This is a genomic window from Serratia sp. K-E0102, from assembly GCF_029962625.1.
Classification (GTDB): domain Bacteria; phylum Pseudomonadota; class Gammaproteobacteria; order Enterobacterales; family Enterobacteriaceae; genus Serratia; species Serratia sarumanii.
Map to the genome: position 1 here is coordinate 4152554 of NZ_CP124754.1, position 14107 is coordinate 4166660.

Below are 14107 nucleotides of genomic sequence, written 5' to 3' on the forward strand. Positions count from 1 at the left end.
CCGCCAGCGTCTCTTTCCGGGCACCTCACTCCACCTCTGCACAATCATTCATCCTGGCGTCGTCGGTGGGCTCAGCCACCAGCCGCCCCTGCGACATGCGCAAGACCCGATCGAATAACGGCAACAGCCGCGGATTATGGGTGACCGTCACCAGGGTTTTACGGTTTTCACGGCAATGCGCCACCAGAGCCGACATCACCGCCGCCGCGGTCTTTTCATCCAGATTCGCCGTCGGTTCGTCCAGCACCAACACCGGGCAACGGCTGTACATGGCGCGCGCCAGCAACAGACGCTGCCGCTGCCCCAGCGACAGCCCGGCATGGCTCTCCCGCACCAGGGCGTTCACGCCCCCCGGCAGCTGCGCCACCGCGTCCGCCAGCCCCAAACTGCGCAACGCCTGTTCCACCTGCCGTTGCTGGCCCGGCGCCGACGGCGCGAACAGCGTGATGTTCTGCAACACCGAGGCGTTGAACAGAATGTCCTCCTGGCTTTGCAGGAAGAACAGCCGCTGCGCGGCGGCACTTGCCAGTACGCGCCCATCCAGCGTCAGCTCCCCCTGCTGCGGCGTCAGCAGGCAGGCGAGCACCTTCAGCAACGTGCTCTTGCCCGCGCCGGAACCGCCGCAAATGGCGATGCACTCGCCACGCTCCAGCGTCAGCGACAAATCGCGCAACACCGGTTGACCGGCGTCGTAAGCGAAGGCCACCCCCCGATACGCCAACCGCGCGGCAAAATGGCTCACGCTTTCGTCCGCAGACTTGGCCCGAGCGGATACCGCAGGAAACAGATCCCGCGCGCGTTCATCGATGACGTGCAGCTGGTTTTTCTGCAAAACGGCAAAAAAGATCTTGCTGCTGTACGAAGTAAAGATTTCGCGCAAAAAGCTGTAGGCGAAGAATGCCCCCAGACTGAGTTCGCCCTCCTTGAGCAGCGGCAACGCCAGCAGCATGAACAACACCATCTCCAGACTGCCGATCAGCTGGTAAATGCTGCCTTTTATCTGTTCATAGATCTTTTGCTGCTGCAGGCAATTGAACAGCGAGCGGGCATGTTCGGCGAACCCTTCCTGCCGCTGGCCGGCCAGGCCGGCTGATTTGATGGTCGAAAACCCCTGGATGGTTTCCAGGATGAAGTCATTTTGCACCGCGCCTCGCACCTGCAGCTGCTGGGTGTAATGCCGATCGCGGTAGATGGCCCATACGCTGACCGCCCCCATCAGCAGCACGCCGACAACCGGCACCAGCGCCAGCATCGGGCTCAGGTAGCACATCACCGCCAGCGCGATGGCGCCGATGATCCAGTCGGTGCGCAGGCCGTTGTCCAGTTCGATTTTCTGGCCGGCGGCCATCTGCCAGCTGGTGAAACGGCTGAAGATCTCGCCGGGGGCGCGCTTGCTGAAGAAATTGAGTGAGTTTTCCAGCAGGCGAGAAAAACCGGCGGCGCCGTGCAACAACACGAAATTTTTGATGAAGCGTTCGGTGAGGGTGCGCGCAATCAGCGCCAACGCCGTGGACGCCACAAACGCCAGCAGATAATAGGCGTAGGGGAACGCGACCTCGCCGGCCATGGCGAACACCTGATTGATCGCGCTGGCGACCATCATCGGCATGATGAACAGCGTCAGTGAGATAAAAAACGTCATCGCCGCCAGGCGATAGATGCCGGCGATGCCGGCGGTATCCTTCAGGCTTAAGCTGGCGAAAGCGCTGCGGCGGTGGCTGCGCCGGGCCGGGACGGTGGCCAGCAAATCATCGCGATCCAGCACCAACGCATAACCGCTGATTTCCGCTTTCAGGGCGGCATACGGCAGCAGCTGCTGCCCCAACGCCGGGTTCATTACGCACACGTACCCCCCCTGGCGATACGCCAATAACACATAGTGGCCCGCGCCGTAATGCAAAATGGCCGGTAACGGCAGCGCCGCCAGATCCCGGTGCTCGAACGCCACCGGATAAGCCGGTAGCGCCAGCTCTCCCAAAATGGCGCACAGCGTCGCCAGCGAAGTGCCGTGCTGCGAAGCGGGATAACGCTCCCGCAGCTCCGTCAACGGTGCGCGAATGCCCTGAGTTTCCGCCAGCATGGCGATGCAGGCCAGCCCGCACTCATTGATTTCGCTCTGCAAGACCGGCGTAGGAAGGGTGTTTTCCATACGTTGTGATATCCCTGACTTATTCGTTAATAAAAAATAAAGAGTGCGAATGCCATAGCAACCAATCATCCGCATGCCGCCGGAGGGTTCGCTCGACGATCGCCGGCATGGCGCGGCCGACCCGATCTGCGGCGACAGGTTCTTCAATGTGAATGCGGATGCCGCGATCGAAATAAAGCGAATAGAACACCACCTGAGCCCGCAACGCCCGGGACAGCCGAACGATGCCGCTGTGCAAATGCGCCGGCCGGCCGAACAGATGGCAGGCCAATTTAGCCGCCACATCCTGATTGCTGTGCAGGGTGTAATCCGGCGTGATGTCGGGGAAGAGGATGATGTTGCGCCGATGTTCCGCCGCTTCCAGCATCGCCTGCGACAAGGTGCCGGCGATGTGCCGCGGATCGTCGTGAATCGAGCAATAGTCGAGCCGCTGCCGCCATTCGTCTTCCGGCGATCGCCGCGCAAACGCCTGCACATCGCCGGAAACGATCACCGTGGCCCGCCCGGGATAAACGCCCGCGCCGACCAGCGTCGCCAACACGTCGGAGACCGTATGCATCGGCGCCAGCAGCACCGGCACGCCCGCGCGATGCAGCGGTTCCACGACCTGATCAAGCTGCGCGGAACAGTGCGCCAAATGGCTCATCAACGCCGCATTGCGGGCAGAGACCGCCGCCATGTCCAGCCACTGCCGCCGCTGCATCAGCCAGGCGAAGTCCAGCTTGCCTTCACCCAACAGGCTTTGGCGGTTCGCCAGCGCTACCGCATGCCGGTGGCGAAAGCGGCGCTGCGGCCTGCTTCCCCTCAACCGCCGGCGCACCGCCAGCCACAGGCGATAGTCCACGCGCCGCAGCAGGGCACACGTCAGGCGGTTGCCCATCCCGGCACCGGCAGCCGATAAGCGGGCCATCGCGTCCAGGCCGTTGCGCCAGGCCAAATACCCCCGAACCGCGAGCAGGCGCATCAGGGGGCCAGCGGTTTATCGTGCTGCAACAGCGACAGCAACTGCTGGCTGAAAGCGGAAAACTCGCGATCTTGCAGCGCCAGCCATTTGCGATTGACGATAAAACTGGGGGTCGCGTTGATCTGGTAATAGCGGCTCACCGCCGTCATATGCGCCAACAACGCCTTGACCCGCTCTGACTCTCTGGCCTGCCGATAGGCAGCCTCATCGATACCGTTGGCCGTCAGCCAGGCGCTAAGCTGCTTGTCGTCCGTCAGGTTGAGGTTTTCTTTGATAATGGCGCGATAAGCGGCGGGGCGATGCTGTGCTTCGATCCCCATGATCGTCAGCGTGGCGAACAGGGGCGCAAAGGCCGCCATGCCGGCTTGACTGTCGTCGCTGAGGTGCAAGCGCACCAATTTGGCGCCCGCCGGCAAACGTTTTTCCAGCTCTGCCACGCCGCTTTCGTTGACTTCACAATAGTGGCAGGCGTAAGAGAAGACTTCGACAATGGTATTATCGTCTTGCAACGGGCTTTGTTCGATTTTTTCCGGGGAGATAAAACTCAGGCTTTCCGCCTCCGCCGGTTGCATGACGTAATGTTGAAAATAAAATGCGGTCAAAAAAGAAGAGGCAAAAATAATAACGAGCGTGTAGCCGATAAAAAGCAAGGGACGTTTATACATAACGGACGCATCCTGCGCATATATTAATATTCACCCGGCAGAGTGAATACATGAAAAAGAGTTAATACCGTAAATAATGAGAACGTAAGACGACTTTTTCGCCGGTATCAGGCGGCACAGCGCGAACGCTGCCCGCCTGCCCACCGCTAATCTAAATGCAGGGGGTCAACCCGCATCAGCTTGGCGTGGTTGGGTTAGACGGGCAGCTTGCTACCGGCGCCGGGTAATAAGACTTCTGTACGCCACCGAATTTGTTCGCACAGGTTTTCACCAGCTGGCAGGTGCGGTTGTTGCCGCTGCCCACCCAGGCAAATTCCTTGGTACAAACAAAAGTACCGCCGACGATGTTTTCCGCTTCTGACAGATTGATTTTTTTCATTACAATATCCTTATTTATATTAAAACATAAACACACTACCCATTACCCTGTCGGCAGACAGAGCAATCCTTCAATACATTTCAAAACTATTTAACCAATAACAATGAGAGCGCTTCGGGAAAAAGCATAGCCATCCCAAACGAGCAGATCAATACAATTATTTACACTGCAAGTTAAAGTTAATCGAATAAGTAACGCTCGATTACAGGACTATTCCAATTTAAATAAGACTAAAAACAAGAAAAGTAGACTAAAACCGGTTACACCAAGAAAAATAAAAAAGGATAATTCTCAGTAAAATGAAAAAACAAATAAGAAAAATTCAGATCCGACCAGTTGGTGACGACGTGCGACACGCTGAAAAGATTGCTTCCTGCCGCGCCGGATTTACACTGGGACAAAAGGACTCTCACTCTACAGGATGCCCATGCTCGCCACCCACGAATACGCCAACGACCTGATTCTGTTCGCCCTGATCGTCGACTGCGGCTCGTTCAGCAAGGCCGCGGAGAGCGCCGGCATCACCAGCTCGGTGGTCAGTAAACGCATCGGGCGGCTGGAAAAATCGCTGGGCGCCCGTCTGCTGTACCGCACCACGCGCAGCCTGACGCTGACCGAAAGCGGCCAGGCGCTCTACCAGCAGGCCAAAGAGATTGGCGCCAAAGTGCAGGAAGCACTGTACGCCGTCAGCGAAAAGAGCGAAGAGTTGACCGGCACCATTCGCATGTCGGTGCCGACCATTTCGGGCGAGCTGCTGCTGAGCGAGAGCGTGGCGGAATTTTGCGCTCTGCATCCCAGCCTGAAAGTCGAGATGCGGCTGGAAAACCGCTTTGCCGATCTGGTGGAAGAAGGCATCGATCTGGCGATCCGCACCGGCACCATGCCGGATTCAAGCCTGATTGCCCGGCCGATCTTCGATTCCCGCTGGGTGATCGTCTGCTCGCCGGGGTATTTGGAAAGCCACCCGGAACCGCGTTGCGCCGAAGACCTGCTCGGCCACAACTGTCTGACCTACACCTATCAGGAGAGCGGCACCGCCAACTGGCTGATGAAACGGCCGGGGCGCAACGACATCTACGAGCTGCAGGTTAACGGCAACCTGTCGGCCAACAATGCGCGGGCGATCCGCAAAGCGGTGATCGGCGGCCACGGCATCGCCATGGTGCCACGCTGCATGGTGTATGAAGATTTGCAGGACGGCAAACTGACGGAGATCCTGGCCGGCCACTGCGGCAAGGTATTGGGCATTTACGCCGTCTATCCTTACACCCGCAATCTGCCGTTAAAAACCCGTCTGCTGATCGAGCATATCATCGGTTCCTACCAAAATATCAGCCACTATTTTTGAATTTTCCTCGCTGATTATTTCCCCGCGGCCGCAAAAGGCCGCGGAGATTACGGCATTTTTGGACATAATCTATTGAACATTACCGCTTAATTAATGTGAGCCTGCGCATTCATCACACAATAACACTTTCTATCAATCTGATTTTTAAGCAGTTAACCCATCCCCTTCTACCGGCCAATTTCCCACCACCGGCGCCGTTCGCCGATGTTAAAAAAATACCGCATGGCATCGTCGTCGACGTTGTGATTAGAATGAAAATGTTGCGCTAATTAACCTTTCAGCTACATATCTCTGCCCATAAAAATAATAACCCTGAGGATCTTATGCCCCTGTTTTTCAGTATTGCGCCCATCGTCCTGCTGATTTGGATGATGACCAAAAGGAATGGCGTGCCCTCTTATCTCGCCCTGCCGCTGACGGCCGCCGTGGTCTACGCCGTACAGCTCCTGTGGTTCGATGCCTCGCTGCGGCTGCTGCATGCCAATATCATCACCGCGCTGGTATCGACGCTGACGCCGATCACCATCATCGCCGGCGCCATCCTGCTCAACAAACTGATGCAGGTAAGCGGCGCGGAGAACGTAGTGCGCCGCTGGCTGGAAACCATCAGCCCCAATCCCGTGGCCCAGTTGATGATTATCGGCTGGGCGTTCGCCTTTATGATTGAGGGCGCCAGCGGCTTCGGCACCCCGGCCGCCATCGCCGCGCCGATTCTGGTCGGGCTGGGCTTCAACCCGCTGCGCGTCGCCCTGCTGACACTGGTGATGAACTCGGTGCCGGTCTCCTTCGGCGCCGTGGGCACCCCCACCTGGTTCGGCTTTGCCAACCTCGGCCTGTCGGACGCCAGCCTGCTGGAGATCGGCCGGCAGACCGCGCTGATCCATTTTGTCGCCGGCTTCGTCATTCCTCTGCTGGCGCTGCGCTTTATCGTTTCCTGGCAGGATATCCGCCGCAACCTGCCGTTTATCCTGCTCAGCGTGCTGAGCTGCACCCTGCCCTATCTGCTGCTGGCCCAGGTGAACTATGAATTCCCGGCGCTGGTCGGCGGCGCCATCGGCCTGGCGCTGTCGGTGCTGCTGGCGCGCGGCGGCATCGGCCTCGCCCGCAGCGACAAACCGCAGAGCGCCGGGCAGGCGGTGCCGTTCATGCAGGTGGTCAAGGCCATGACCCCAACCCTGCTGCTGATTGCTATCCTGATAGTGACGCGCGTCCACCAGCTGGGCCTTAAAGCCTTGCTCAACAACACCGCGCTGCTGTGGCAGGAAAACCTCGGCTGGCTCGGGGAGCTGCGCATCAGCCGGGCGCTGATCGTCGAACTGCAGCAGGTGCTGGGCACCTCAGCCGCCGCCGGCTACAAAACGCTGTATGTCCCGGCGCTGATCCCGTTCCTGCTGGTGGTGCTGCTGTGCATTCCGCTGTTCCGTCTGAATGGCGGCCAGGTACGGCAAATGTTCAGCGAAACCGGCGGGCGCATCGCGCGGCCCTTTATCGCCCTGTTCGGCGCGCTGGTGATGGTCAACCTGATGATGCAGGGCGGCGACAACGCGCCGGTGATCCTGATCGGTAAAGCGCTGGCGGCGCTGACCGGCGAGAGCTGGCTGCTGTTCTCTTCGTTCCTCGGCGCGCTGGGATCGTTCTTCTCCGGTTCCAATACCGTTTCGAACCTGACCTTCGGCGGCATTCAGCAATCGATCGCCCAGAGCAGCGGCCTTGACGTCAACCTGACGCTGGCCTTGCAGTCCGTCGGCGGCGCCATGGGCAATATGGTGTGCCTGAACAACATTATCGCGGTCTGTTCGATCCTCGGGATCGGTAACGCCGAAGGCAAAATCATCAGAAAGACCGTACTGCCGATGCTGGCGTACGGCGGGATTGCGGCCGGTATGGCGGCGATCCTCACGCTCTGACTGACCACTCGTTATCGCAAGCAAGACAAGAAGGTAAACACTATGATCATCTCCGCGTCAACCGACTACCGGGCCGCCGCCCAGGCCAAACTGCCGCCGTTTCTGTTTCACTACATCGACGGCGGGGCCTACGCGGAGCATACGCTGAAGCGCAATACCGCGGATCTGGCCGATATTGCCCTGCGCCAGCGCGTGCTGCGCAATATGTCCGAACTCAGCCTGCATACCACGCTGTTCGGCGAGCAGCTGGCGATGCCGGTGGCGCTGGGGCCGGTGGGGCTGACCGGCATGTACGCCCGCCGCGGCGAAGTACAGGCCGCGCGCGCCGCGGCTAAAAAAGGCATTCCGTTCACGCTGTCCACCGTGTCGGTCTGCCCGATCGAAGAGGTGGCGCCGGCGATCGATCGGCCGATGTGGTTCCAGCTCTACGTGCTGAAAGATCGCGGCTTTATGCGCAATGCGCTGGAGCGCGCCAAGGCCGCCGGCGTGAAAACGCTGGTGTTCACCGTCGACATGCCGGTACCCGGCGCCCGTTATCGCGATGCCCACTCGGGGATGAGCGGCCCTAATGCCGCCCTGCGCCGCGTGCTGCAGGCGTTTGCGCATCCGCAGTGGGCCTGGGATGTCGGCCTGCTCGGCAAGCCGCACGATCTGGGCAACGTCTCGGCCTACCGCGGCAAACCGACCAGCCTGGAAGACTACATCGGCTGGCTGGGCGCCAACTTCGATCCGTCGATTTCCTGGAAAGATCTGGAGTGGATCCGTGAATTCTGGGACGGCCCGATGATCATCAAAGGCATTCTCGATCCGGAAGACGCCAAAGACGCGGTGCGCTTCGGCGCCGACGGCATCATCGTCTCCAACCACGGCGGCCGCCAGCTGGACGGTGTGCTGTCGACCGCGCGCGCCATGCCGGCGATCGCCGACGCGGTGAAAGGCGACATTACCCTGCTGGCCGACTCCGGCATCCGCAGCGGCCTGGACGTGGTGCGCATGATCGCGCTGGGCGCCGACAGCGTGCTGCTGGGGCGCGCCTTCGTCTATGCGCTGGCGGCGGCCGGTGAAGCCGGGGTGGCTAACTTGCTGGATCTGATCGACAAGGAAATGCGCGTCGCCATGACGCTCACCGGCGCGAAAACCATTGCGGAAATCAACGCCGGATCGCTGGTCAGAAACGCCTGAATCAAAGCGGCTGCACGCCTTCCGGGTAGGCGTTATAGCTCATCTTGCTGATGAAGGCCCCGGCCGGTGACACCAACACCCGGCCGGCGGCGTCCAGCCCGAGGAAGGTGCCGGTGCAACGCCCGGAAATAAAGTCGAAGAAGAACACCGAGCACACCGGGATGATCTTTTCCCGGAAGGTGAACAGGAACATCTCGTCCTCAAACTTGTAGTAGGTGGCGTAGTCCATGTCGCCGTGGCCGAATTGTTCGCCGCGCAGGTTTTGCCAGGCGTAGCGCTCAGTGTTGACATAGAAATGTTCGTAATAGTGGTTGGGGCTGTAGACGTTCAGCGTGCGATAGCCGATAAGCTCGCGGGTCAGATGCGGCGCGACGCCACCCGGCGTGGCGCCGACAATCCGGCCGACGTGGAAGCTTTGCTTGAGGCGGGACCCCTTTTCCACCGTCTGTTCCGGCAACAGCGTGCTGCGCACCAGCAGCGCCCGGCCGCTGTCACGATTGAGTACCAGCGTCAGGCACTCGTTGCCCGGCGACTGCAGCGGAATATTGAAGAAATAGCGCGCGGCGGAGGTTTGCACCTCTTCGTAAGCGTCCTCGCCGCTCTCCCCGCCCCAGGCCCACAGCACCCGCTGCCGATCGGCGCTGAAGCGCAACGTGATTTCCCCGCTGCTTTCAAAAGCGATCTGCAGCGTTTTGCCGCGCCAATCCTGAGTGCCCGGCAGCCGGTTAGTGTCGATACCGCGCGCAAAATCGTCGTAATTCTTCCAGTCCGGTTCGGCATTCTGATTCAGTACGGATTGTTCTGCTGACATCTTCGCTCTCCTTGATTGAATGGGATGAAAACCGCCTCAAACGTCGGCGACGCCCGCCGGTTTCACCGCTCTGCGGCTCACCACCGCAGGTGCAGTTTCATCGAGAAAACAACTCAGTACGCCGGCGCACACGGCGCCGGTAGCCGCCAGCCACATCACGCTGACCAGCCCATAGCGATCGGCGATCAGCCCGGCGATAAACGGCGCCAGACAGCCGCCAATCACCTCGCCAATCCCCATCACCAGCCCCAACGCGGTGGCGATGCGGGCCGGCGACACCGTTTCAGACGGGATGGTGGCCATAAACAGCGTGAAGCAGCCAAGGCCGGTATAAGACAGGAACACCAGCACGCCCAGCAGCCACGGGTTATCGACGTAGCTGAGGAACAGCGGGCAGCACACCGCCAGCAGCGAAAAGAAGATCAACGTCGGCTTGCGGCCAAGGCGATCGGAAATCGCCGGCACCGCCACGCCCCAGAACACCCAGGCGGCGCCGATGGCGCTCATGATGCCGCCCATCTTGCCTTCGCTGAAGCCGCGGTCGGTCACTAAAAAGTTGGGGGTGAAGGTAATGATGATCATGAACCAGGTGACGAACACGCAGGAGATCAGAATGCACAGCGCCACGTTCTTGATTTTAAACAGCTCGCCGTAAGCGGCCTTGTTCGCCGCCTTGCCGGCCGCCGGCGCGGCGCTGAAAGCGGGATCCTTCTTGCCATTCACATAGCGATAGATCAGCCACGCCAGAATGATGCCCGGTACGGCGGTCAGATGAAACGCCATGCTCCAGCCCCATTTCTGTGCCAGATAGATGATCAGCGGCGGCGCGATAATGCCGCCCAGCAGCCCCGGCGCCGCCCCCTGGATCAGCCCCATGTTGAAGCCACGGCGCTGCGGCTGCGATTTTTCCACCATCAGCGATTGCGCGATCGGCAGCACCGGCCCTTCGGCGATCCCCATCAGCGCGCGGAAGATCAATAACATGGCAAAGCCGCTGACCAGCCCCGACAGCGCGGAGAACAGCGAAAACACCAGGATCGACAGGATCAGCATCGGTTTACGGATATTAAAGCGATCGGCAATCGCCCCCAGCCCTGCCCCGGACAGTGCCCAGGTCAATGCCAGCACCGCCGACAGCGTGCCAAGATGCACGTTGCTCAGCTTCAAATCGGCGGCGATCATCGGAAACAGAAAAGAGATGGTCAGACGATCGACGAACACGCAGCCGAAAACGAAAAACAAAATGATCAGCAATCGGTTCTCTTCGCTCAATCGCGAGCGCTGTCCTGGCGAATTATTCATAGCGTCATTGGTCCATAAGTTAACTTATAAATGGCGAGCGGCCATGGCATAAGTCGGTTAAGCGCTCGGCCAAGAGAGATATTGGCCATCGGTCACGATAACAACTCATTAACATGTTAATGATATAAACTTATCTCAAGCTACGGGCATGTCAAACAGCCGTTGAAAACGGCGACGGAGAGGCAATTCAGGTATTTATCACAGAACGCGAATGACATGAAAATAAATCAACATCATGTTTTTACTGATTTAAATAAAATTAAGCGGCACTTTTTACTTTTATCGAAAAAGCCAAAATGCGCTGATTTATAAACAGGTTAATAAATAAAACTTAACTCCTGCTTATAAATGGACGGTATTTCCCTTTTCATCAGCCGCATTACCCCGCCCTCTTTATTATTTGAATCCGTTTGCTTTATAGCGGCTATAACGAGAACTATTAACTCCATTGTGTTAATCAATAATCACGCAATGACATTATCAATGCTGAATGATAATAAAAGCGCAGGCCGTGACGGGAATCACAAACAGACCGCCCCTTAACGCCCTGGTAGCGGGTTATTACCGGCGCGGCTAGCTTATGCCAACTCGATCCAACCCCGGATGGGAAAACAACGGCATGATAAGCGGCAGGCAACCAGCAAGGAGATGAACATGACGACAGCATTGACAAAAGCCGGTTTCTGGCGCAAAACCGCCGACTCTTCATCGCTGCGTGAGCCGCGCGTGCTGATTCGGGTCTACGTTGGCGAAGGCGAAATCGACCGCGCCATCGCCTTTTACGAGCAGCTGCACGGCGTAACGGCGGACATGCGCTTCGATTTTCCCGAGCATCGGCTGGTATTGGCGGCGGTGGGGCCGTTTCTGATCCTGGAAGGGGCGGAAGAGCAGTTGAGTCCTTTCCGCAGCACCGTCGGCACGCTGCTGGTCGATGACATTTATCCCTACCACCAGCGGCTGCTGGCCGCCGGCGCCGAGATTTTCTTCGGCCCGGTGGAGGTACCCACCGGCGCCTGTTTCAATGCGCGCCTGCCGGACGGCACGATTGTCGAGTACGTGCATCACCGGCCGCGCGCGGGCGAATAAACCGCCTCAGGGCAGCGCCGGCTTCATGGCGTAACGGCGCAGATCCTTGCGCAGGCTGATCATGTACAGCACGATCACCGCCGAGAACGGCAGGCCGCACAGCACCACCGCGGTCTGCATCGCGCTGAAACTGCCGGCGTACAGCAAGCCGGCGCATACCAACGTGGTGACCGCTGCCCAGAACACGCGCAGCCAGGCCGGCGCGTCATCATGGGCGGAGCCGCCCTGGCAGGAGAGGTTGGCTATCATCAGCGTGCCGGAATCGACCGGCGTCAGGAACAGCACGAAGCTGATCACCACCACAAAGCCGGCGGTCAGTTGGGTATAGGGCAAGTATTCGAACAGCTTGAACACCGCCATCGGCGGATCGCTTTGCGCCACCTGCCCCAGGATCGCCTGCCCGCCTTCCAGCACCAGACTGATGGCGGTATTGCCGAAGATCGACAGCCACGCCAGCGTGAAGCCCAGCGGGATCAGCAGCACGCCGAAAATCAGTTCGCGAATGGTGCGCCCTTTGGAGATGCGCGCGATGAACAGCCCGACGAACGGCGCCCACGCCACCCACCAGGCCCAGTAGAACAGCGTCCAGGCACCCTGCCATTGGCGAGCCTTGCCGTACAGATACATATCGAAGCTGCGGCTGACCAGCGAGGTGAGATAATCGCCGAGGTTCTGCAACATGCCGTTCAGCAGGTTCAGCGTCGGCCCGGCCAAAAACACGAACAGCAGCAGCAGGCACAGGAAGCCGACGTTGATGTTCGACAGCATGGCGATGCCCTTCTCGACGCCGGTGACCGCCGCCAGCGTGGCCACCACCATCATCACCACGATCAGCGCCAGCAGCACGCCGGTGCTTTGCGGGATGTCGAACAGATAAAACAGCCCGGAGTTCACCAGCAGCGCGCCGATCCCCAGGTTGGTCACCATCGAAATCACCGTCACCAGAATGCCGAAGCTGTCCACCAGATGACCGACACAACCGTGGGTGCGCTCGCCGAAGATCGGGTATAGCGCAGAACGTAGCGCCAGCGGCAGGCCGCGGCAATAGGCGAAATAGGCCAGCGCGGTGGCGATCAGCGCATACAGCGCCCAGCCGTGCAGCCCCCAGTGCAAAAAGGTCAGCGCCATCGCCTGTCGCGCCGCCTGCACGGTGCCGCCGCTGCCTTCCGGTGGCGACAGGAAGTGATCCAGCGGCTCATAGGCGCCGTAGTACACCAGCGCAATGCCGATGCCCGACGAGAACAGCATCGCCACCCACGAGGGATAGCTGAACTGCGGCGGCTCGTCATCCTGGCTGAGGCGAATATGGCCGAAGCGCGACAGCGCCAGCCAGAACACGAATGCCATGCAGGCAACCATCAATAACATGTAGTACCAGCCGAATACGTCGGCGACCCAGCTTTGCGCGGCGTTCAGCCACAGTTTGCTGGCGGAGGGGAACAGAACGACCAGCGTTCCCAGCAGCAGGATCACCGCCGCCGAGCCGAAAAATACCGGAACATTCAATCTGACAGGTTCTTCGTCAAGCGATGGGGGAGTTTCTGTTGTCATTGGCAGGCTTCCATGATGCGAAAGACAGACGATTTCAATGCAACTTTTAGTTAACATATTATCGCCATTTATTTGACATTTTCGCAGCATATAGAGTATTGATTGACCGTTCAATCAATCAAATCCAAAGTGTGATTGGCCTATCAGTTGAGGAAAATATGTACCGAAGAGACATTCCGGAACAGCGTAAGGAACAGTTGATTAACGCCGCCTTCGAGACCATTAATGTCGTCGGGCTGGCCGGCGTCACCCTGTCTCAGGTGGCGAAAGAAGCCGGGCTGTCGACCGGCATCGTCAGCCACTATTTTGGCGATAAAGAGGGGCTGCTGAGCGCCACCATGCGCAAAATCCTGCGCGACCTGCGCGATGCGGTGGCCGAGTGCCGCGCGCAGGCGGCAAGCGACAGCCAGTCACAGCTGTTCGCCATTATCCAGGGCAACTTCCACCCCAGCCAAACCAATGCCGTGTCCATGCGCGCCTGGCTCGACTTCTGGGCCGCCAGCATGCATCAGCCGGTGCTGCGCCGCCTGCAGCGCGCCAACGATCGGCGGCTCTATTCCAATATTTGCAGCCAGTTCCGCCGCGAGCTGCCGCTGCCGCAGGCGCGCGACGCGGCGCGCGGGCTGGCGGCGATGATCGATGGGCTCTGGCTGCGCGGCAGCCTGGCCGGCGACGAGACTGACCTGAAGCAGGACTGCCGCATCGCCTGCGACTACGTGATACAACGGCTCAAGGCCGCGCCATCGGCGGCGTGATCGCCTCC

Annotated in this window: 12 protein-coding genes; 5 read left to right on the plus strand and 7 right to left on the minus strand. The window is 59.4% G+C overall.

What is annotated here, in order from left to right; genetic code table 11:
- Nucleotides 1-25: 25 nt before the first annotated feature.
- The 4 genes from SSARUM2_RS19750 to SSARUM2_RS19765 form a co-directional block, all read right to left on the minus strand.
- On the minus strand, nucleotides 26-2149 hold the full coding sequence (locus tag SSARUM2_RS19750; protein ID WP_060452464.1) for an ATP-binding cassette domain-containing protein: 2124 nt from the start codon (nucleotides 2147-2149) through the stop codon (nucleotides 26-28).
- A gap of 19 nt (nucleotides 2150-2168) precedes the next feature.
- Complete coding sequence (locus SSARUM2_RS19755) at nucleotides 2169-3113, minus strand: hypothetical protein (protein WP_060446093.1); 945 nt, start codon at nucleotides 3111-3113, stop codon at nucleotides 2169-2171.
- Nucleotides 3113-3778: a DsbA family protein gene (locus SSARUM2_RS19760; protein WP_060452466.1), complete on the minus strand. Its 666-nt coding sequence runs from the start codon at nucleotides 3776-3778 to the stop codon at nucleotides 3113-3115. The genes SSARUM2_RS19755 and SSARUM2_RS19760 overlap by 1 nt, the downstream gene beginning before the upstream one ends.
- 175 nt (nucleotides 3779-3953) lie before the next feature.
- On the minus strand, nucleotides 3954-4157 hold the full coding sequence (locus tag SSARUM2_RS19765) for a DUF4762 family protein (RefSeq protein ID WP_033635804.1): 204 nt from the start codon (nucleotides 4155-4157) through the stop codon (nucleotides 3954-3956).
- A gap of 427 nt (nucleotides 4158-4584) precedes the next feature.
- Between SSARUM2_RS19765 and SSARUM2_RS19770 the strand changes: the two genes are divergently transcribed.
- The 3 genes from SSARUM2_RS19770 (at nucleotide 4585) to lldD (ending at nucleotide 8594) form a co-directional block, all read left to right on the plus strand.
- Nucleotides 4585-5505 carry a LysR family transcriptional regulator gene (locus SSARUM2_RS19770; protein ID WP_033654085.1) on the plus strand — a complete coding sequence of 307 codons (921 nt, stop codon included), beginning with the start codon at nucleotides 4585-4587 and terminating at the stop codon, nucleotides 5503-5505.
- A 323-nt stretch (nucleotides 5506-5828) separates the two neighbouring features.
- Nucleotides 5829-7412, plus strand: a complete 1584-nt coding sequence (locus tag SSARUM2_RS19775; RefSeq protein ID WP_060424027.1) for an L-lactate permease — start codon at nucleotides 5829-5831, stop codon at nucleotides 7410-7412.
- Nucleotides 7413-7454: 42 nt separating this feature from the next.
- A complete protein-coding gene (gene lldD, locus SSARUM2_RS19780) occupies nucleotides 7455-8594 on the plus strand; it encodes an FMN-dependent L-lactate dehydrogenase LldD (protein ID WP_033654083.1) in 1140 nt (379 codons plus the stop codon).
- Between the two features lies 1 nt (nucleotide 8595).
- Here the strand turns inward: lldD and SSARUM2_RS19785 are convergent, their stop codons facing one another.
- Together SSARUM2_RS19785 and SSARUM2_RS19790 are read right to left on the minus strand one after the other, a co-directional pair.
- Nucleotides 8596-9405 carry a MoaF C-terminal domain-containing protein gene (locus SSARUM2_RS19785; RefSeq protein ID WP_033635808.1) on the minus strand — a complete coding sequence of 270 codons (810 nt, stop codon included), beginning with the start codon at nucleotides 9403-9405 and terminating at the stop codon, nucleotides 8596-8598.
- 36 nt (nucleotides 9406-9441) lie between these two features.
- Nucleotides 9442-10707 carry an MFS transporter gene (locus SSARUM2_RS19790; protein ID WP_060452468.1) on the minus strand — a complete coding sequence of 422 codons (1266 nt, stop codon included), beginning with the start codon at nucleotides 10705-10707 and terminating at the stop codon, nucleotides 9442-9444.
- 654 nt (nucleotides 10708-11361) lie between these two features.
- Between SSARUM2_RS19790 and SSARUM2_RS19795 the strand changes: the two genes are divergently transcribed.
- A complete protein-coding gene (locus SSARUM2_RS19795) occupies nucleotides 11362-11793 on the plus strand; it encodes a glyoxalase/bleomycin resistance/dioxygenase family protein (RefSeq protein WP_060388381.1) in 432 nt (143 codons plus the stop codon).
- 6 nt (nucleotides 11794-11799) lie between these two features.
- On the opposite strand, the gene SSARUM2_RS19800 is transcribed toward SSARUM2_RS19795, so the two are convergent.
- On the minus strand, nucleotides 11800-13344 hold the full coding sequence (locus tag SSARUM2_RS19800; protein WP_060452470.1) for a BCCT family transporter: 1545 nt from the start codon (nucleotides 13342-13344) through the stop codon (nucleotides 11800-11802).
- Nucleotides 13345-13502: 158 nt separating this feature from the next.
- On the opposite strand from SSARUM2_RS19800, the gene betI reads away from it, so the two are divergent.
- A complete protein-coding gene (gene betI / locus SSARUM2_RS19805) occupies nucleotides 13503-14099 on the plus strand; it encodes a transcriptional regulator BetI (RefSeq protein ID WP_033649464.1) in 597 nt (198 codons plus the stop codon).
- Nucleotides 14100-14107 lie beyond the last annotated feature (8 nt).

Coding starts and splice junctions, on each gene's coding strand:
- SSARUM2_RS19775 (WP_060424027.1), top strand. CDS start 5,829: ATGCCCCTGTTTTTCAGTATTGCGCCCATCGTCCTGCTGATTTGGATG.
- SSARUM2_RS19785 (WP_033635808.1), bottom strand. CDS start 9,405: ATGTCAGCAGAACAATCCGTACTGAATCAGAATGCCGAACCGGACTGG.
- lldD (WP_033654083.1), top strand. CDS start 7,455: ATGATCATCTCCGCGTCAACCGACTACCGGGCCGCCGCCCAGGCCAAA.
- SSARUM2_RS19770 (WP_033654085.1), top strand. CDS start 4,585: ATGCTCGCCACCCACGAATACGCCAACGACCTGATTCTGTTCGCCCTG.
- SSARUM2_RS19800 (WP_060452470.1), bottom strand. CDS start 13,344: ATGACAACAGAAACTCCCCCATCGCTTGACGAAGAACCTGTCAGATTG.
- SSARUM2_RS19765 (WP_033635804.1), bottom strand. CDS start 4,157: ATGAAAAAAATCAATCTGTCAGAAGCGGAAAACATCGTCGGCGGTACT.
- SSARUM2_RS19750 (WP_060452464.1), bottom strand. CDS start 2,149: ATGGAAAACACCCTTCCTACGCCGGTCTTGCAGAGCGAAATCAATGAG.
- SSARUM2_RS19795 (WP_060388381.1), top strand. CDS start 11,362: ATGACGACAGCATTGACAAAAGCCGGTTTCTGGCGCAAAACCGCCGAC.
- SSARUM2_RS19755 (WP_060446093.1), bottom strand. CDS start 3,113: ATGCGCCTGCTCGCGGTTCGGGGGTATTTGGCCTGGCGCAACGGCCTG.
- SSARUM2_RS19760 (WP_060452466.1), bottom strand. CDS start 3,778: ATGTATAAACGTCCCTTGCTTTTTATCGGCTACACGCTCGTTATTATT.
- SSARUM2_RS19790 (WP_060452468.1), bottom strand. CDS start 10,707: ATGAATAATTCGCCAGGACAGCGCTCGCGATTGAGCGAAGAGAACCGA.
- betI (WP_033649464.1), top strand. CDS start 13,503: ATGTACCGAAGAGACATTCCGGAACAGCGTAAGGAACAGTTGATTAAC.